Below are 17,921 nucleotides of genomic sequence, written 5' to 3'. Positions count from 1 at the left end.
AACAGCCTGGGTCCGATCATCGCAGTCGAGCCGCGAACGGGAAAGGGCGGCCGTCCGGTTCCCGTACCGAAGCCCGGCAACCCGTTCGAGTGACATCCCGCCCAACTCCCGTCGCACCGCCCAAGGGAGCGCATAACGTGCGCTCGCCACGGCGCATCGGGGGCGCGAGCGCGGCGGGGAGGGATCAAGATGACCGAGACATCGACGCGGCCGACGCAGGACGCCGACCCCACGGGCGCGGAGCCGGCCGGGCGGATCGTTCCGGCACCGGGGCCCGCCCTCGTCACGGGGGGCGCGGGGCTGTTCGGGTATCGGCGGCGGGGGCGGCACCGTCGTCCGCGGCGCCGCCGGGTCCTGCTCGTCGCGGGCGGGATCGCGCTGGCCGCCGGGGCGCTGAGTCTGGTCCGGGTCGGCGTCGAGCCGGCGCCGGGCGGTCCCGGTGCCGCCGAGGCGGTGCCGCGGCCGGGTCCCGGTACCGCTGCGGGCCCGTCGGCCCCCGCCGCCGTCACCGTCGCGAGCGCCACCACCCTCCCCCGGGTGAGCGCCTCCCCGACCTCGCCGCCCGGCGGTCCGAACGGCTCACCGGCCACGGCTGCCACCTCCGGGTCCACGGCCGTGGCGGTCCCGCCCGCCGCGCACGCCACCCCGGGCACGACCACGATCCCCGAGTCACCGAACCCGCCGGCGCCCCCGGCCGCCCCGCGTCCGAGCCCGACACCGACCCGCCCTGCGCCTCCCGCGACGCCCGCTCCGGCGCCTCAGCCGTCCGCTCCCGCCGATCCGGGCCTGTGCGTCCCGATCATCGGTCTGTGCGTCATCCCCTGAGGACGGCCGCCAGGGGCGTCCGCCCGGGGCGTGCGACGCGCGGGTCACGGTGCGCCCGGCGGGCCCTCCCGGCGGGTGAGCAGCCACGGCTCCACCACGCCCAGGCCGCGCACCGGGCGCTGCCACATGGGCTGGAGCGCGAAGCGGTACGTCGGCGGTTCCTCGCCCTCTTTCTCGGCGGTGGCCGCGGCTTCGGCGGCCTCCGCCTCCGAGGCGGGCGCCTCCCCGGAGCGGATCAGTTCCTCGGCGAACGCCGAGTCGACGAGGACGGCGTCCCGCGGGGCTATGGAGGTCAGCCGGGAGGCGAGGTTCACGGTCGTGCCGAAGACATCGCCCATGCGGGTGGTCACGGTGCCGAAGGCCATGCCGACGCGCAGCTCCGGCATCGTCTCGTCGTGCGCCATGGTCTCCACCAGGCGCAGCGCGATGTCGGCGGCCGTGCCCGCGTCGTCGGCGGCGTACAGGACCTCGTCGCCGAGGGTCTTGATGAGCCGGCCGCCGCGGGCCGCGACCAGGTCGGCGGCGGTGGTCTCGAAGGCCTCGACCAGCTCGCCGAGTTCCTCCTCCTCCATGCGGCGGGTCAGCCGGGTGAACCCGACGAGGTCGGCGAAGCCGACGGCCAGGCGCCGGTCGACCATCTCCTCGTCGTCGGCCGACTGCACGACCCGGCCGGCCGACGCGGCGAGCTGCCGGCGCCAGACGTAGACCAGGAACTCCTCCAGCTCGGGCAGGAGCAGTTCGACGATCGGGTAGGTGACCTCGGTGCGGGTCATGCCCGGCTCCGGGGGCTCGGTCAGGCCCTCCAGGAAGGAATCCATCTGCCACTCCGCCAGACGGGCGGTGGTCTGCCCGGTCGAGCGGGCCACCTGCACGGCCATCGCCTCGCTGAGCAGGCCCGCCTCGACGAGACCGGCGAGCCGGCGCAGGGCCAGCACGTCGGCCTCGGTGAGCGCCTTGGCCTGCCCGATGTCGGCGAAGCCCATGGCCCGCCAGAACCTCGACGCCAGCTCCATGGAGACACCGGCGCTGCGCGCCGCCTGGAACGGGGTGTAGCGGCGCTCGGCACCGAGGATCAGGCCTTCGAGGCGCAGGGCGAGCGGGTCCTCGCCGGAGTCGGCGGCGTCCGCGCCCTCGCCGGAGCCCGTGTCGTCGACGGTCACGCCTGCTGCCCTTCCGATCTGCCGCGGTCGCATACCGACCGGCCTCAACTCTACGGCAGGTGTGCGGTACCTCACTTCGTGAGGTGGGCCGAGACCGAGGTGGCGGGCGGTCGGGGTCCGGGTGCGGGTGCGGGCGAGCGGACGCCCGCGGCACCGTTCACCGTGCGCTTCGGGGGCGCGGACCGGCGGGGTCGCGCAGGCGGCCGCAGGGCGAGGTGGACGCAGACGGTGCGGGCCGGGGCAGTAGGCGCCGGGGACGGTTCGGGCCGGGGCGGTAGGCGCTGGGGACGGTGGACGCCGGGGCCGTCCGGCCACCCCAGCCAGCTCCGGACCGACCGGGCCGTCCGGCCACCCCAATCAGCTCCGGACCGACCGGGCCGTCAGGCCACCCCAGTCAGCTCCGGACCGACCGGGACCGCCCAGTCGCTTCAGCCGCCGCAGTCGCTCCGGTCGACCGAACACCCCCGGCGCTCCGGCACTCCCGGCGCCCCGCCACTCCCTGCACCCTCGGCACCCCCGGCATCCGCCCCTGTCCTCACGCCACCCGCCCCTGTCCTCACGCCGGTCGCAAGTGGACGATGTCGCCCGCTCCCACCGGCTCCTGGACGCCGTCCTTCGTGGCGATCACCAGTCGTCCGTCGCCGTCGATCGCCACCGCCTCGCCCACCAGCGCCCGGTCGCCCGGCAGCTCGGCCCGGACCGTCCGGCCGAGCGTCGCGCAGCCGGCCGCGTACGTCTCCTGGAGACCGCTGGCCGCCGGATCGCCGTCCGCGTCGCGCCAGCGGCCGTACCAGTCCTCCAGCGACCGCAGCACGGCCCGCAGCAGCGGATCGCGGTCCGTGCTCCCCGCCCCGGCCAGCGCCAGCGACCCGGCCTGCGGCACCGGCAGCTCCGCCGCGCCGAGCGAGACGTTGATGCCGACGCCCACCACCACGGCGTCCTCGCCGGCCCGCTCCGCGAGGATGCCGCCGGCCTTGCGCTCCTCGCCGCCGACGGTGACCAGCAGGTCGTTGGGCCACTTCAGGGCCGTGTCGACACCGGCCACCCGCGCCAGGCCGGTCGCCACCGCCACGCCGGTCAGCAGCGGCAGCCAGCCCCAGCGGGCCACCGGCACGCCGGCCGGCCTCAGCAGCACCGAGAAGAACAGGCCCGAGCGGGGCGGCGCCGTCCACCTGCGGTCCAGCCGTCCCCGTCCGGACGTCTGTTCCTCGGCGACGAGGACGACGCCCTCGGGGGCGCCCCCCGCCGCGGCCCGCGCCACCAGGTCGGAATTGGTGGAGCCGGTGCGCGCCACCACCTCGACGTCGCGGTACAGACCGCCGTCCCGCACCAGGGACCTGCGCAGTCCCGCCGCGCCGAGCGGTGGACGGTCCAGGTCGGACCAGCGATTGTTGTTCTCGTCTGCTGCATCTCGCGGCGTCATGCAAGCCACCCTAGGTGTGTCGTACGCCGCACTGCCGTTTGGTAGGTGCCCCACTACGCTACGGATGAGTAACCGTCCCCCCTTTTGAGCAGGCAGGGAGCCGCATCCCGATGTCCGAGCCGGAAGAGATCGACATCCACACGACCGCGGGGAAGCTCGCGGATCTCCAGCGCCGTGTCCACGAGGCGACACACGCCGGTTCGGAGCGTGCCGTCGAAAAGCAGCACGCCAAGGGCAAGTTGACGGCCCGTGAGCGGATCGAGCTGCTGCTCGACGAGGGGTCCTTCGTCGAACTGGACGAGTTCACCCGCCACCGTTCCACCGACTTCGGCCTGGAGAGGAACCGCCCGTACGGCGACGGCGTGGTCACCGGATACGGCACGGTGGACGGCCGTCCGATCGCCGTCTTCTCGCAGGACTTCACCGTCTTCGGCGGCGCCCTCGGCGAGGTCTACGGCCAGAAGATCGTCAAGGTGATGGACTTCGCCCTGAAGACCGGCTGCCCGGTCATCGGCATCAACGACTCCGGCGGCGCCCGGATCCAGGAGGGCGTCGCCTCGCTGGGCGCGTACGGCGAGATCTTCCGCCGCAACACGCACGCGAGCGGCGTGATCCCGCAGATCAGCCTCGTCGTGGGCCCCTGCGCCGGTGGCGCCGTGTACTCCCCGGCCATCACCGACTTCACGATCATGGTCGACCAGACATCGCACATGTTCATCACCGGCCCGGACGTCATCAAGACGGTCACCGGCGAGGACGTCGGCTTCGAGGAGCTGGGCGGCGCCCGTACCCACAACTCGTTCTCCGGCGTGGCCCACCACATGGCCGGCGACGAGAAGGACGCCATCGAGTACATCAAGCAGCTGCTGTCCTACCTGCCGTCCAACAACCTCTCCGAGGCCCCGGTCTTCCCCGAGGAGGCCGAGCTGTCGGTCACCGACGAGGACCGCGAGCTGGACACCCTGGTCCCGGACAGCGCGAACCAGCCGTACGACATCCACACGGTGATCGAACACGTTCTCGACGACGGCGAGTTCTTCGAGACGCAGGCCCTGTTCGCGCCGAACATCGTCACCGGCTTCGGCCGTGTCGAGGGGCACCCGGTCGGCATCGTCGCCAACCAGCCGATGCAGTTCGCGGGCTGCCTCGACATCAAGGCGAGCGAGAAGGCGGCCCGCTTCGTCCGCACCTGCGACGCCTTCAACGTCCCGGTCATCACCTTCGTCGACGTCCCCGGCTTCCTTCCCGGCGTCGACCAGGAGCACGACGGCATCATCCGCCGCGGCGCCAAGCTCATCTACGCCTACGCCGAGGCGACGGTGCCGCTGATCACCGTCATCACCCGCAAGGCCTTCGGCGGCGCCTACGACGTCATGGGCTCCAAGCACCTGGGTGCCGACCTCAACCTGGCCTGGCCGACCGCCCAGATCGCCGTCATGGGCGCCCAGGGCGCCGTCAACATCCTGCACCGCCGCACCATCGCCGAGGCGGAGGCGGCCGGAGAGGACGTCGAGGCCGTCCGCGCCCGCCTGATCCAGGAGTACGAGGACCACCTCCTCAACCCCTACACGGCCGCCGAACGCGGCTACATCGACGCGGTGGTCATGCCGTCGGACACCCGCCGGCACGTCGTACGGGGCCTGCGCCAGCTCCGCACCAAGCGCGAGTCCCTGCCGCCGAAGAAGCACGGCAACATCCCCCTCTAAGGAGCCGCTGTGACGATCAAGGTCATACGGGGCAACCCGACCCCGGAGGAGCTGGCCGCCGCCCTGGCGGTGGTCAGGGCGCGGGCGGCTGCCGCGGCGGCCGCCCCGTCGGGCGGCCCGGCCGCGCGGGCCGCCTGGTCCGACCCGTCCCGCATCGCCCGGCAGCGGCTCCCGCACCCGGGCCCGACCGCGTGGACCCGCACCTACTGGCCGGGCTAGCGGCAAAGGACACCTACTGGCCGGGCTAGCCCCAAAGGACCAGGGGCGTCCCCGCCGAAGGCCGGGGAGGAACCGCGCCCCGAGGAGAAGCCCACGGCGCCGATTTGAGTACGGCTACTCAGGCGCCCCGACCGGGCCGGGCCCCACGCTGGTGGCATGCTCTGGTCGGACCCCGAAGACGAGCCGCCGAAGGACCTGCAGGACATGCAGCACACCCTCCGGCGGCTCGGCGTCTTCCTGGCCGTGGTCATGCTGCTGCTGATGATCGTGCTGGGGGTCGGATAGCAGCCACTAGGCTGACGCCATGCGCCGACTCGTCCTCGCCTCCCAGTCCCCCGCCCGGCTCAATCTGCTGCGCCAGGCGGGTCTGGCACCCGAGGTGATCGTCAGCGGTGTCGACGAGGACGCCGTCACCGCCCCCACCCCGGCGGAACTGGCCCTGGCCCTCGCGGAGGCCAAGGCGTCCGTGGTCGCCGCCCGCCCCGACGTCCAGGGCGCGCTCGTGATCGGCTGCGACTCCGTGCTGGACCTCGACGGCCAGGCGCTCGGCAAGCCCGCGGACGCCGCGGAGGCGACCGCCCGCTGGCAGGCGATGCGCGGCCGGGCCGGGACCCTGCAGACCGGGCACTGCGTGTGGGACACGGCGAGCAACCGGCACGTGTCGGCCATCGCCTCCACCGTCGTCCGGTTCGGCCGGCCCACCGACGCGGAGGTCGCCGCGTACGTCGCCTCCGGCGAACCCCTCTACGTGGCGGGCGCGTTCACCCTGGACGGCCGCAGCGCCCCGTTCATCGACGGCATCGAGGGCGACCACGGCAACGTGATCGGCATCAGCCTGCCGCTGGTCCGACGCCTGCTCGGGGAGCTGGGCACCGGCATCACGGAGTTGTGGGCGCCGGCGGAGTGACCGCTCCGGCGGCCGGCGTGTCCTTTCTCGGTTCCGGTTCCGGTTCCGGCTGCGGCTGCGGCGCGGGCTCGGGCCGCGTACCGTCGTCCGCCGGGCTGTGACCCGCGCCGCCGCCCGCGGCCGCCCCGGCGCCCTCCGCACGGTCGTACGTCATCAACAGCAGCACGACGAGGGCGAGGACGACCACCATGAACAGGAACGCGCGCCAGCCGATCAGGCCCCAGGCCACGGCGCCCAGCAGGCCGTGCACGACCGCGACGCTGACCAGCAGGATCCGGCCGAGGCCGGCGGGCGCCCGGTCGCGTATCGCCACCAGCAGGGCCACCAGGGCACACAGGGCGAAGTAGAGGCCGAAGACGACGGCGCCGATCTTCGCCGTCACCGACATGTGGTGGGGGTCGAGCCCGGCCAGGGACATGTCCTGACGGTCGACCACCACTCCCATGAACCAGTTGAGCGCGGCGACGCCGAACGCCTCCGCCAGGAGTACGACCGCCACGACCCACGCCACCGGTCTGCGCACCACCGGCCCCCACCCACTTTCGGTCACGACCCGCCGAGAGCCGCTGTTACTTGAAGTACGTTCAAGACATCGCGAACGCTACTAACGGGTAAACCCGGGGACAAGGGGCCGGGCGTCGGCAAAGATTCGTTGGGCCATTCGTAGGGACTCGACAAAGAAACACTGTGGGGCGCGGCACGCTCTCACAGAGACCTTGAGCACATCGCGGGGCTAGGGTTTTCCGAAGGAGTCCTGCGTACCTCGGTGCGACAAGGGCTTTCGCGGGTCGGGCGAGCCTCGCATCACGCTCCGTGTGGGCAAGCTCACCATTGGGGACGGGTCGATGTGCCGTGTCGGCCTTCCCTAAACTCGGCTTGTTTCAAGGAGGGAGCCTCAATCGTGCGCAAGGTGCTCATCGCCAACCGTGGCGAAATCGCTGTCCGCGTGGCCCGGGCCTGCCGGGACGCTGGGATCGCGAGCGTGGCCGTCTACGCGGATCCGGACCGGGACGCTCTGCATGTCCGCGCCGCGGATGAGGCGTTCGCCCTGGGCGGTGACACCCCGGCCACCAGTTACCTGGACATCGACAAGGTCCTGAACGCGGCACGCGAGGCGGGGGCCGACGCCGTCCACCCGGGCTACGGTTTTCTGTCCGAGAACGCGGAGTTCGCCCAGGCCGTGCTGGACGCGGGCCTGACCTGGATCGGGCCGCCGCCGCAGGCCATCCGCGACCTCGGCGACAAGGTCGCCGCCCGGCACATCGCCCAGCGCGCCGGCGCGCCGCTGGTCGCCGGCACCCCGGACCCGGTCTCGGGCTCGGACGAGGTCGTGGCCTTCGCGGAGGAGCACGGCCTGCCGATCGCCATCAAGGCCGCCTTCGGCGGCGGCGGGCGCGGGCTGAAGGTCGCCCGCACCCTCGAAGAGGTGCCGGAGCTGTACGACTCCGCCGTCCGTGAGGCGGTGGCCGCCTTCGGGCGCGGGGAGTGCTTCGTGGAGCGCTACCTGGACCGGCCGCGGCACGTGGAGACGCAGTGCCTGGCCGACAAGCACGGCAACGTGGTCGTCGTGTCCACGCGTGACTGCTCGCTCCAGCGCCGCCACCAGAAGCTCGTGGAGGAGGCCCCGGCCCCCTTCCTGTCCGACGCCCAGATGGCGGAGCTGTACCGCGCCTCCAAGGCCATCCTCAAGGAGGCCGCCTACGAGGGCGCCGGCACCTGCGAGTTCCTGGTCGGCCAGGACGGCACGATCTCCTTCCTGGAGGTCAACACCCGGCTCCAGGTCGAGCACCCGGTGACCGAGGAGGTCGCCGGCATCGACCTGGTCCGCGAGATGTTCCGGATCGCCGACGGCGAGGAACTCGGCTACGACGACCCCGAGCTGCGCGGTCATTCGTTCGAGTTCCGCATCAACGGCGAGGACCCGGGACGCAACTTCCTGCCCGCCCCCGGTGCCGTCACCGTGTTCGACGCGCCGTCGGGCCCCGGTGTCCGCCTGGACGCGGGCGTGGAGGCCGGCTCGGTCATCGGCCCGGCCTGGGACTCCCTGCTGGCCAAGCTGATCGTCACCGGCCGCACCCGCAAGGAGGCCCTGGAGCGGGCCGCCCGCGCCCTGGACGAGTTCCAGGTCGAGGGCATGGCCACGGCCATCCCGTTCCACCGCGTGGTCGTCCGTGACCCGGCGTTCGCTCCGGAGCTGACCGGCTCGGCGGACCCCTTCACGGTCCACACCCGCTGGATCGAGACGGAGTTCGTCAACGAGATCAAGCCCTTCGCCGCCCCGGCCGACACCGAGGCGGACGAGGAGGCCGGCCGTGAGACGGTCGTCGTCGAGGTCGGCGGCAAGCGTCTCGAGGTCTCCCTCCCGTCGTCGCTGGGCATGAGCCTGGCCCGCACCGGCCTCGCCGCGGGTGCCCGGCCCAAGCGCCGCGCCGCGAAGAAGTCCGGCCCGGTCGCCTCCGGTGACACCCTCGCCTCGCCCATGCAGGGCACGATCGTCAAGATCGCGGTCGAGGAGGGCCAGGAGGTCAAGGAGGGCGACCTGATCGTCGTCCTGGAGGCCATGAAGATGGAGCAGCCGCTGAACGCGCACAAGGCGGGCACCATCAAGGGCCTGGCCGCCGAGGTCGGCGCGTCCCTCACCTCGGGCGCCGTGATCTGCGAGATCAAGGACTGACGACGCCCCGGTCCGCATCGCCCGGCGAACGGCAGCCGTCCGTTCGCCGGGCACCCGACGTTCTGGAACGGCCCATGCGTGCCGACGCCCGCCGCAACCACGACCGGCTGCTCGCCGAGGCCCGTACGGTCTTCGCCGAGCACGGCACCGACGCCTCGCTGGAGGACGTGGCCCGCCGGGCGGGCGTGGGCATCGGCACCCTGTACCGCCACTTCCCGAACCGGCACGCGCTGATGAGCGCGGTCTTCGAGGACGCGGTGAACGAACTCCTTGCCAGGGCCGAGGAATTGCAGTCCGCTCCCGACCCGTACCGGGCCCTGCTGACCTGGCTGCACGAGGTGGTCACCAGCACGGCGGCCTACCGGGGTCTGTCCCGGGCCCTGATGTCGGCGTCCTCGGCCGACCCGGCCTCGGCGCTGGCCCGCTGCGGCACTCCGATGCGGGAGGCCGGCGCGGCCCTGCTGACCCGCGCGCAGGCAGCCGGGACGGTGCGTGCGGGCGTACGGATCGCCGACCTGCTGCAACTCACCCACGCCATCGCCCTGGCAGTGGAGGAGTCACCCGAAGACGCGGATCTGACGGACCGCCTGCTGGCCCTCGCCCTGAACGGGCTCAAGCCGGAGCGGCCCAGGGACGCGGAGGACCACGCGACCGGCCACGGCGGTCCCGTGCGGCGACCGGACCGGTCCGGCGACTAGGCGCCCTGCGCTCAGCGCCGCCGCATGTCGGCGACCCGGCCGCGCTCGCTTCCCGCCGGCGGTTCCCCGTTCAGCATCGAAGCCGACCGCAGCCCCGCCCCGGGCACCTGGCCCCGGCGCGGTCCCGGAAGAGAGACGTCCCGACGCTGTTGATGCTGTTGCTGCCGCGCCGGGACCTGATCACCCCCCGGGCTTCCCGACGCCCCGGCCACGGCGATCTGCACCCCCTGATCGGCGAGGGCCTGGAGCTCCGTGCCGGCGCGGTCGTCGTGAGCGGGCGGCTCGTCGGTCACCAGGCGGGTGATGACGTCCGTCGGCACGGTCTGGAACATGGTGTCCGTACCGAGCTTGGTGTGGTCGGCGAGGACGACCACCTCCGCGGCGGCCTGCACCAGCGCCCGGTCGACGGACGCCGACAGCATGTTGGACGTGGACAGACCCCGCTCGGCCGTCAGGCCGCTGCCCGACAGGAAGGCCTTGGACACGCGCAGCCCCTGGAGGGACTGCTCCGCGCCGGAGCCGACGAGGGCGTAGTTGGACCCGCGCAGGGTGCCGCCGGTCATCACGACCTCCACGCGGTTGGCGTGGGCCAACGCCTGCGCCACGAGCAGGGAATTGGTGACGACGGTGAGTCCGGGCACGCGCGCCAGGCGGCGCGCGAGTTCCTGGGTGGTGGTACCCGCCCCGACCACGATGGCCTCGCCTTCTTCGACGAGGCTCGCGGCGAGATCGGCGATGGCCGTCTTTTCGGCGGTCGCGAGATGTGACTTCTGCGGAAAGCCGGACTCCCGCGTGAACCCGCCCGGCAATACCGCACCGCCATGCCGGCGGTCGAGGAGTCCTTCTGCCTCCAGTGCGCGCACGTCCCGCCGTACGGTCACTTCTGAGGTCTGGACGACGCGGGCGAGCTCACGGAGCGATACGGCCCCGTTCGCGCGCACCATTTCGAGGATCAATTGACGACGTTCTGCAGCGAACACGAAACTGACAGTAACCCCAACGACCGTCTGGTTTCAGCAGTTTGCGCCGAATAGCAGAAGTTGTTCGCACGGCAGGGTCGGAAGTGGTATAGCAGTCATCCCGTCCGACTATGCCGTACGCATGCTCGACAACTCCCCGTGACCAGCGGGGAGTCGGCCGCGGCCGTCAGAGATCGCTGCCGATCTTCCGCGAGTGCAGCTGCCGTGCGACCTCCGCGATCGACCCCGAAAGAGACGGGTACACGGTGAACGCGTTCGCGATCTGTTCGACCGTCAGATTGTTGTCGACGGCGATCGAGATGGGGTGGATCAGCTCCGAGGCGCGCGGCGAGACCACCACACCGCCGACCACGATCTCGGTGCCGGGCCGGCAGAACAGCTTCACGAAGCCGTCCCGGATGCCCTGCATCTTCGCGCGGGGGTTGCGCAGCAGCGGCAGCTTCACGACCCGGGCGTCGATCCGGCCCGCGTCGACGTCCGCCTGCGTGTACCCGACCGTCGCGATCTCCGGGTCGGTGAAGACGTTGGAGGAGACGGCCTTCAGGTTCAGCGGGGCCACCGCGTCGCCCAGGAAGTGGTACATGGCGATCCGGCCCTGCATGGCGGCCACCGACGCCAGGGCGAAGACGCCCGTCACGTCACCGGCGGCGTACACCCCGGGAGCCGACGTACGGGACACCTTGTCGGTCCAGATGTGCCCGGAGTCGCGCAGCTTGACGCCCGCCTCCTCCAGCCCCAGCCCGGCGCTGTTGGGGATCGCGCCGACGGCCATCAGGCAGTGCGAGCCGCCGATGACCCGGCCGTCCGCGAGCGTCACCTCGACACGGTCGCCGACCCGCTTGACGGCGGCGGCCCGCGAGCGCGCCATGACGTTCATGCCACGGCGGCGGAAGACGTCCTCCAGGACGGCGGCCGCGTCCGGGTCCTCACCCGGCAGCACGCGGTCCCGGGACGAGACGAGCGTCACCTTGGAGCCGAGCGCCTGGTAGGCGCCGGCGAACTCGGCGCCCGTCACGCCGGACCCGACCACGATGAGCTCCTCGGGCAGCTCGGTGAGGTCGTAGACCTGGGTCCAGTTCAGGATGCGCTCGCCGTCCGGCTGCGCGTCGGGCAGCTCGCGGGGATGGCCGCCGGTCGCGATCAGCACCGCGTCCGCGACGAGGGTCTCCTCGCTGCCGTCCGCGGCCGTGACCACGACCTTCCGCGACCCGTCCAGGGCCTGCATGCCCTCCAGCCGCCCGCGCCCGCGCACGACCCGGGCGCCGGCCCGGGTCACCGAGGCCGTGATGTCGTGCGACTGCGCCAGCGCGAGGCGCTTCACCCGCCGGTTGACCTTGCCCAGGTCGACGCCCACCACCCGGGCCGCCCGCTCCAGCGGCGGGGTGTCGTCGGCGACGATGATCCCCAGCTCCTCGTACGAGGAGTCGAAGTTGGTCATCACCTCGGCCGTGGCGATGAGGGTCTTCGACGGCACGCAGTCGGTCAGCACCGACGCCCCGCCCAGACCGTCGCAGTCGACGACGGTCACCTCCGCGCCGAGCTGCGCGGCCGCCAGCGCCGCTTCATATCCGCCGGGTCCGCCACCGATGATCACGATCCGAGTCACGTACCCCATTGTCCCGCACCCCTCGAGGTGCTATTGCCCGGGGGCGGCGCCCGGTGGTTCCCGGGACGGAAGAGGCAGCCGTGACGGCTGCCGTACCCTCTCTCCATGTCGTCGCTCTACGCCGCGTACGCCGGCAATCTCGACGCACGGCTGATGTCCCGCCGCGCTCCGCACTCCCCTCTCCGCGCCACCGGCTGGCTGAACGGATGGCGGCTGACCTTCGGCGGCGAGCAGATGGGCTGGGAGGGCGCGCTGGCGACGATCGTCGAGGACCCGCTCTCCCAGGTCTTCGTCGGCCTGTACGACCTGGCGGCGATGGACGAGGAGTCCATGGACCGGTGGGAGGGCGTCGGCCTGGGCATCTACCGGCGGGCCCGCGTGCGCGTGCACACGCTGGACGGCGAGGAGACGGCCTGGCTCTACGTCCTCAACGGCTACGAGGGCGGCCTCCCCTCGGCCCGCTACCTCGGCGAGGTCGCCGACGCGGCGGAGTCCGCGGGCGCCCCGCACGACTACGTGATGGAACTGCGCAAGCGGCCCTGCTGAGCCGCCAACCCGCACAGACCGCCCACAGCCACCGCAAAGGTTATCTGCGTCACACCTCTCGTTGGAAACGACAAGACAACGATCGCCCATGCGTCAGCTCCCTCATCTACGCGCGTAGGCCCGAAGCGGCTACTCTCATCCGCGTGAACGCATCTCTCCTTCCGGACGACATCCAGGGCGACCCCCATGCCGCAGCCGGGGCGGCCGCCGCGCGCCTGCGCGAACTCACGGGCGCCGAGACCCACGACGTCGCCCTCGTGATGGGCTCCGGCTGGGCTCCGGCGGTCGACGCCCTCGGCGCCCCCGACGCCGAGTTCCAGGTCACCGAGCTGCCGGGCTTCCCGGCGCCGGTCGTCGCGGGCCACGGCGGCAAGATCCGCTCGTACTCCTTCGGTGACAAGCGCGCACTGGTCTTCCTGGGCCGCACGCACTACTACGAGGGCCGCGGCGTCGCCGCCGTCGCGCACGGCGTCCGCACCGCCGTCACCGCCGGCTGCAAGACCGTCGTCCTCACCAACGGCTGCGGCGGCCTGCGCGAGGGCATGCGGCCCGGCCAGCCGGTCCTCATCAGCGATCACCTGAACCTGACGGCCACCTCCCCGATCGTCGGCGCGAACTTCGTCGACCTGACGGACCTGTACTCGCCCCGCCTGCGCACCCTGTGCAAGGAGATCGACCCCAGCCTCGAAGAGGGCGTCTACGCGCAGTTCCCCGGCCCGCACTACGAGACCCCGGCCGAGATCCGCATGGCCCGCGCCATCGGCGCCGACCTGGTGGGCATGTCGACGGTCCTCGAGGCGATCGCGGCCCGTGAGGCGGGCGCCGAGGTCCTGGGCATCTCCCTGGTGACGAACCTCGCCGCCGGCATGACCGGCGAACCCCTCAACCACGAGGAGGTCCTCCAGGCCGGCCGCGACTCGGCGGCCCGCATGGGCGAACTGCTGGCACAGGTACTGGGCCGGCTGTAACCCCCGCGGTCGCACCGTGGCCGTGGGCGCAGCTCCCCTCCGCCCCTGTTCCGGTGCACTCGCCCACGGCGGGAAGGGGACGGTGCGGGGAGTCCCCGCCCGCGGCGACCGGCGCCCGTCCCCCCGTACGGCCCGGAGACCGCACCGCCGGTCCGAGGACGGAGACTCCCCGCCGCGCGGGCGCTCCGCGCACCCCCACCGAAGCCGCGGACGCGCCGCAGGCACACCACGAGAGGTTGGACGACGACCGTGCACGACGATCTCATCGCCCGGGCCAGGACCTGGCTGGCCGAGGACCCCGACCCGGAGACCCGCGAGGAGCTGGCCAAGCTCATCGACGCCGGTGACGTCGCCGAGCTGGCGGACCGCTTCGCCGGCACCCTCCAGTTCGGCACCGCCGGCCTGCGCGGCGAACTCGGCGCCGGCCCGATGCGCATGAACCGTGCCGTCGTCATCCGCGCCGCCGCCGGCCTCGCCGCCCACCTCGAGCGGCACGGCCACACCGGCGGGACCGTCGTCATCGGCTACGACGCCCGCCACAAGTCCGCCGACTTCGCCCGCGACACCGCGGCGGTCATGACGGGCGCCGGCCTGCGCGCCGTCGTACTCCCCCGCCCGCTGCCCACCCCGGTCCTCGCGTTCGCCGTACGGCACCTGGGCGCGGTCGCCGGTGTGGAGGTCACCGCCAGCCACAACCCGCCCCGCGACAACGGCTACAAGGTCTACCTCGGCGACGGCTCCCAGATCGTCCCGCCCGCCGACGCGGAGATCGCCGCCGAGATCGACGCGATCACCACCCTCCACGACGTCCCGCGCCCCGACGCCGGCTGGGAGACCCTCGACGACGCCGTCCTGGAGGCCTACCTGGCCCGTACGGACGCCGTCCTGGCCCCCGGCTCCCCGCGGACCGCGCGCACCGTCTACACGGCCATGCACGGCGTCGGCAAGGACACCCTCCTCGCCGCCTTCGCCCGCGCCGGCTTCCCGGCGCCGGTGCTCGTCGCCGAACAGGCCGAACCGGACCCGGACTTCCCGACCGTCGCCTTCCCCAACCCGGAGGAGCCCGGCGCGATGGACCTGTCCTTCGCGCAGGCCCGCGCCACCGACCCGGACCTGGTCATCGCCAACGACCCGGACGCCGACCGCTGCGCGGCGGCGGTCAAGGACGGCGACGCCTGGCGCATGCTGCGCGGCGACGAGGTCGGCGCCCTGCTCGCCGCCCACCTGGTCCGGCGCGGCGTCACCGGCGTCTTCGCCGAGTCGATCGTCTCCTCCTCCCTGCTCGGCCGGATCGCCGAGAAGGCGGGACTGCCGTACGAGGAGACCCTCACCGGCTTCAAGTGGATCGCCCGCGTCGACGGCCTGCGCTACGGCTACGAGGAGGCCCTCGGCTACTGCGTCGACCCCGAGGGCGTCCGCGACAAGGACGGCATCACCGCCGCGCTCCTGATCACCGAGCTGGCGTCGGTCCTCAAGGAGGAGGGCCGCACCCTCCTGGACCTCCTCGACGACCTCGCCGTCGAGCACGGCCTGCACGCCACCGACCAGCTGTCGGTCCGCGTCGAGGACCTCTCCGTCATCGCGGACGCCATGCGCAGGCTCCGCGAGCAGCCCCCGACCGCCCTCGCGGGCCTCCCCGTCACCCGCGCGGAGGACCTGACGCGGGGCACGGACCGGCTGCCGCCGACCGACGGCCTGCGCTACACGCTCACCGGTGCCCGGGTCGTCGTCCGCCCCAGCGGCACCGAGCCCAAGCTGAAGTGCTACCTGGAGGTCGTCGTGCCGGTGGCCGCGCACGCCGGTCTCCCGGCGGCCCGCGCCGAGGCGGCCGAGACCCTGGCCGCGATCAAGCGGGACCTGTCGGCGGCGGCCGGCATCTGACCCGGGGGGCGCCCCGAACGGGCGTCCCGCGGCCTCTCCCACCGGCTCGGACAAGGATCCTTGGCACCCCATCGGGTGATTTCCCGTCGGCAGGTGACCCGGGCTCCACGCGCTGCCCCGGCGGCCGGGAAACGGTGGTCGGGTAACGCCCGCCACCGCCGTACCGGAGTCTGGAGCCGCCGCCGTGTCCTCGACCGCCCCCGACACCGCCCCCAGCGGACACATCCCGGGCTCCCGAAGGCCCCTGCTGCCCGCCGCGGCCGTCCCGCGGCACGCGCTGCGCCGGGCGGCACCGGCGCTCGCCGCGTACCTCGGCGTACGGCTCACCGGGCTGCTGTTCCTCGCCGTGTGGGCGCACCGGCGGCACCACGGGGTGTGGCCGATGCTGGCCACCCAGTGGGACTCCCGCTGGTACCTGGGGATCGCCGACCACGGCTACACGCACACCCTCGGGACCGCCTTCGACCACAACAACCTCGCGTTCTTCCCGCTGTACCCGCTGCTGGTCAAGGCCGTGGCCGTGCTGACACCCGGCACCCGGGCCAGTACCGGGCTGGGCATCGCCTGGGTGGCGTCGCTGGTCGCGGCCTGGGGCGTGTTCGCGGTGGGCGACCGGCTGGCCGGGCGGCGGGTCGGGGTGCTGCTCACGGTGCTGTGGGCGGCGTACCCGGTGGGACTGGTCCAGTGGATGGGCTACACCGAGTCGGTGTTCACGGCGTTCGCCGCGTGGACGCTGTACGCGGTGCTGGACGAGCGCTGGCTGTGGGCGGCGTGGGGCTCGGTCCTGGCCGGGCTGACGAGACCGACCGGCGTCGCGGTGGCCGCCGCGGTCACGGTCACCGCCCTGCTCTCGCTGCGCACCCGCTTCTCGGCCCGCGCCCTGGCGGCGGCCCTCGCGGCCCCTCTCGGCTGGTGCGCCTACGTCGGGTGGGTGGGGCTCAGGCTCGGCCGCTGGGACGGCTACTTCGCGGTGCAGCGGATGTGGCACAACGAGCTGGACGGCGGCGCGGAGACCGTGCGGTGGCTGCGGCACCTGTTCGGGCAGGTGCCGCGGCCGGAGCTGTTCCTGGTGGTGGTGAGCCTGACCGTGCTGGCGTCCGTCGTCCTGTTCGGGCTCGCGGTCGCGGACCGGCAGCCGGTGCCGCTGCTGGTGTACGGCGCGGTCCTGCTGGTGATCGTGGTGGCCAGCGGGGGCGTGTACTTCCCGCGGGCCCGTTTCCTCCTGCCCGGCTTCCCGCTGCTGCTGCCCGTCGCCGGGTGGCTGGCCCGCGCGTCCCGGCGGTCGCGGGTGCTCGTGCTGGCGGCGGCGGTGGCCGGGTCGGCGTACTGCGGTGCGTACATGCTGCTGGTGTGGCCGAGCGCGCCGTGAGCGAGCGGCGCCGGCCCGCGGCCTGCCGACCGGACCGTCAGCCGTCTCCCGCACCGCCCTGCCCCGCACCGGCCGACCCCGCACCGCCCCGCACCGCACCGGCGGGCGGACCCGGAACGGGCTCGGCCCCCGTCCGGTGACCGCCCGGGGAACGGCGGCGCGCTCAGCCCGTCGCCAGCAGGATCGCCAGGAGGACGGCACCGGCGATCGCGGGTGCGGCCACCTCGTACGCCCAGCGCACCGTGATCTCGCCCTGCGCGGACTCGGCCTTCGCCCGGTTCTCCAGCGTCTCCCGCAGGTCGTCCATGACCTTGTCGGTGACCGCGCGCGCCGGGCCCGACGCCTCGGCGGGCTCGTGCAGGCCACGGGACGCGCCGCCGCCCAGGCCGAAGCCGCCGAAGCCGCCGTAGCCGCCCCCGCTGGGCTCCGTCCGGCCGCGCCGCGCGTCCGACGCCGCCCTGGCCTGCGCCTTCGCCTGCCGGCCCGCCGCCCTCTTGCGGCCGCGCAGCGAGACCGGGATCGCCCACAGCTGGTACTTCGCGCCCGACGTGACGATCACCTCGTTCGAGTAGCCCGAGCGCAGGACCTCGATCTCTCCCCACGGCAGCGTGATGACGCGGAACGGGTTGCGGATCCGCAGCCGGTCGTCGCCCGCGAACACCGCCGGGCGCAGCGTGAAGGCCACCACCAGCGGCACGATCAGGATCATGAGGGCCAGGGCGAGCCAGGGCGTGCGGCCGTTGCCCCGGATCAACGCGTCGATCCCGAGCCAGCCGATGATGCCGAGCAGGAGCACGCCACCGGCCAGCGCCTGGGGCGAGCGGTAGATGCGGTCCTTGACGAGGGGCGAGGTCATGCCGCCGATTGTGCCTCAGGTGCGCGCCGGGCCGCCGTGGGGTGGGCGTCCGGTGCGCGGGCCCGGCCCGCGGGGGCCCGCCGCGCGGCGCGCGCCCCGCCGC

At 73.3% G+C, this 17,921-nt stretch carries 17 protein-coding genes; 11 read left to right on the top strand and 6 right to left on the bottom strand.

Annotated elements, in window-relative coordinates; genetic code table 11:
- The first annotated feature begins 189 nt into the window (after window positions 1-189).
- Window positions 190-825 (top strand): hypothetical protein, encoded by a 636-nt coding sequence (locus ACIRQ9_RS05325; protein WP_404167322.1) that lies wholly within the window; start codon window positions 190-192, stop codon window positions 823-825.
- A 44-nt stretch (window positions 826-869) separates the two neighbouring features.
- On the opposite strand, the gene ACIRQ9_RS05320 is transcribed toward ACIRQ9_RS05325, so the two are convergent.
- Together ACIRQ9_RS05320 and ACIRQ9_RS05315 are read right to left on the bottom strand one after the other, a co-directional pair.
- The gene (locus tag ACIRQ9_RS05320; RefSeq protein WP_404167320.1) at window positions 870-1,985 is read right to left on the bottom strand and encodes an adenylate/guanylate cyclase domain-containing protein; all 1,116 of its coding nucleotides are present in this window, start codon (window positions 1,983-1,985) and stop codon (window positions 870-872) included.
- Between the two features lie 556 nt (window positions 1,986-2,541).
- Window positions 2,542-3,408, bottom strand: coding sequence for a biotin--[acetyl-CoA-carboxylase] ligase (locus tag ACIRQ9_RS05315; RefSeq protein WP_404167318.1), 867 nt, complete (start codon window positions 3,406-3,408; stop codon window positions 2,542-2,544).
- A gap of 110 nt (window positions 3,409-3,518) precedes the next feature.
- Between ACIRQ9_RS05315 and ACIRQ9_RS05310 the strand changes: the two genes are divergently transcribed.
- The 4 genes from ACIRQ9_RS05310 (at window position 3,519) to ACIRQ9_RS05295 (ending at window position 6,240) form a co-directional block, all read left to right on the top strand.
- Window positions 3,519-5,114 (top strand): acyl-CoA carboxylase subunit beta, encoded by a 1,596-nt coding sequence (locus tag ACIRQ9_RS05310; RefSeq protein WP_404167316.1) that lies wholly within the window; start codon window positions 3,519-3,521, stop codon window positions 5,112-5,114.
- Window positions 5,115-5,123: 9 nt separating this feature from the next.
- Window positions 5,124-5,333, top strand: coding sequence for an acyl-CoA carboxylase epsilon subunit (locus ACIRQ9_RS05305; protein WP_351318614.1), 210 nt, complete (start codon window positions 5,124-5,126; stop codon window positions 5,331-5,333).
- Window positions 5,334-5,489: 156 nt separating this feature from the next.
- Window positions 5,490-5,618, top strand: a complete 129-nt coding sequence (mmpB, locus tag ACIRQ9_RS05300) for a morphogenic membrane protein MmpB (RefSeq protein ID WP_362643935.1) — start codon at window positions 5,490-5,492, stop codon at window positions 5,616-5,618.
- A 19-nt stretch (window positions 5,619-5,637) separates the two neighbouring features.
- Window positions 5,638-6,240: a Maf family protein gene (locus ACIRQ9_RS05295; protein ID WP_404167313.1), complete on the top strand. Its 603-nt coding sequence runs from the start codon at window positions 5,638-5,640 to the stop codon at window positions 6,238-6,240.
- On the opposite strand, the gene ACIRQ9_RS05290 is transcribed toward ACIRQ9_RS05295, so the two are convergent.
- Window positions 6,212-6,766, bottom strand: a complete 555-nt coding sequence (locus ACIRQ9_RS05290; protein WP_404167311.1) for a hypothetical protein — start codon at window positions 6,764-6,766, stop codon at window positions 6,212-6,214. The two genes, ACIRQ9_RS05295 and ACIRQ9_RS05290, sit on opposite strands and share 29 nt — an antisense overlap.
- Window positions 6,767-7,141: 375 nt before the next feature.
- Between ACIRQ9_RS05290 and ACIRQ9_RS05285 the strand changes: the two genes are divergently transcribed.
- Window positions 7,142-8,914: a biotin carboxylase N-terminal domain-containing protein gene (locus tag ACIRQ9_RS05285; RefSeq protein WP_351318606.1), complete on the top strand. Its 1,773-nt coding sequence runs from the start codon at window positions 7,142-7,144 to the stop codon at window positions 8,912-8,914.
- A gap of 74 nt (window positions 8,915-8,988) precedes the next feature.
- On the top strand, window positions 8,989-9,612 hold the full coding sequence (locus ACIRQ9_RS05280; RefSeq protein WP_404167309.1) for a TetR/AcrR family transcriptional regulator: 624 nt from the start codon (window positions 8,989-8,991) through the stop codon (window positions 9,610-9,612).
- An 11-nt stretch (window positions 9,613-9,623) separates the two neighbouring features.
- On the opposite strand, the gene ACIRQ9_RS05275 is transcribed toward ACIRQ9_RS05280, so the two are convergent.
- Window positions 9,624-10,592: a DeoR/GlpR family DNA-binding transcription regulator gene (locus tag ACIRQ9_RS05275; protein ID WP_404167307.1), complete on the bottom strand. Its 969-nt coding sequence runs from the start codon at window positions 10,590-10,592 to the stop codon at window positions 9,624-9,626.
- A gap of 166 nt (window positions 10,593-10,758) precedes the next feature.
- The gene (locus ACIRQ9_RS05270) at window positions 10,759-12,207 is read right to left on the bottom strand and encodes an NAD(P)H-quinone dehydrogenase (protein WP_404167305.1); all 1,449 of its coding nucleotides are present in this window, start codon (window positions 12,205-12,207) and stop codon (window positions 10,759-10,761) included.
- A 96-nt stretch (window positions 12,208-12,303) separates the two neighbouring features.
- On the opposite strand from ACIRQ9_RS05270, the gene ACIRQ9_RS05265 reads away from it, so the two are divergent.
- The 4 genes from ACIRQ9_RS05265 to ACIRQ9_RS05250 all read left to right on the top strand — a co-directional run bounded on the left by ACIRQ9_RS05265 (window position 12,304) and on the right by ACIRQ9_RS05250 (window position 16,962).
- On the top strand, window positions 12,304-12,744 hold the full coding sequence (locus ACIRQ9_RS05265) for a gamma-glutamylcyclotransferase (protein ID WP_404167303.1): 441 nt from the start codon (window positions 12,304-12,306) through the stop codon (window positions 12,742-12,744).
- Between the two features lie 143 nt (window positions 12,745-12,887).
- Window positions 12,888-13,712, top strand: coding sequence for a purine-nucleoside phosphorylase (locus tag ACIRQ9_RS05260; RefSeq protein ID WP_404167301.1), 825 nt, complete (start codon window positions 12,888-12,890; stop codon window positions 13,710-13,712).
- A 249-nt stretch (window positions 13,713-13,961) separates the two neighbouring features.
- Entirely contained in the window at window positions 13,962-15,593 is a 1,632-nt protein-coding gene (locus ACIRQ9_RS05255; RefSeq protein WP_404167299.1) for a phospho-sugar mutase, read from the top strand.
- A 184-nt stretch (window positions 15,594-15,777) separates the two neighbouring features.
- On the top strand, window positions 15,778-16,962 hold the full coding sequence (locus tag ACIRQ9_RS05250; protein WP_404167297.1) for a hypothetical protein: 1,185 nt from the start codon (window positions 15,778-15,780) through the stop codon (window positions 16,960-16,962).
- 163 nt (window positions 16,963-17,125) lie between these two features.
- Here the strand turns inward: ACIRQ9_RS05250 and ACIRQ9_RS05245 are convergent, their stop codons facing one another.
- A complete protein-coding gene (locus ACIRQ9_RS05245; protein WP_404167295.1) occupies window positions 17,126-17,818 on the bottom strand; it encodes a PH domain-containing protein in 693 nt (230 codons plus the stop codon).
- Window positions 17,819-17,921 lie beyond the last annotated feature (103 nt).

Source organism: Streptomyces sp. NPDC101237 (assembly GCF_044767465.1).
Lineage (GTDB): Bacteria > Actinomycetota > Actinomycetes > Streptomycetales > Streptomycetaceae > Streptomyces > Streptomyces gramineus.
Note: the sequence above shows the minus strand (reverse complement) of the source record. Positions and strands in the feature narration are given on the sequence as shown.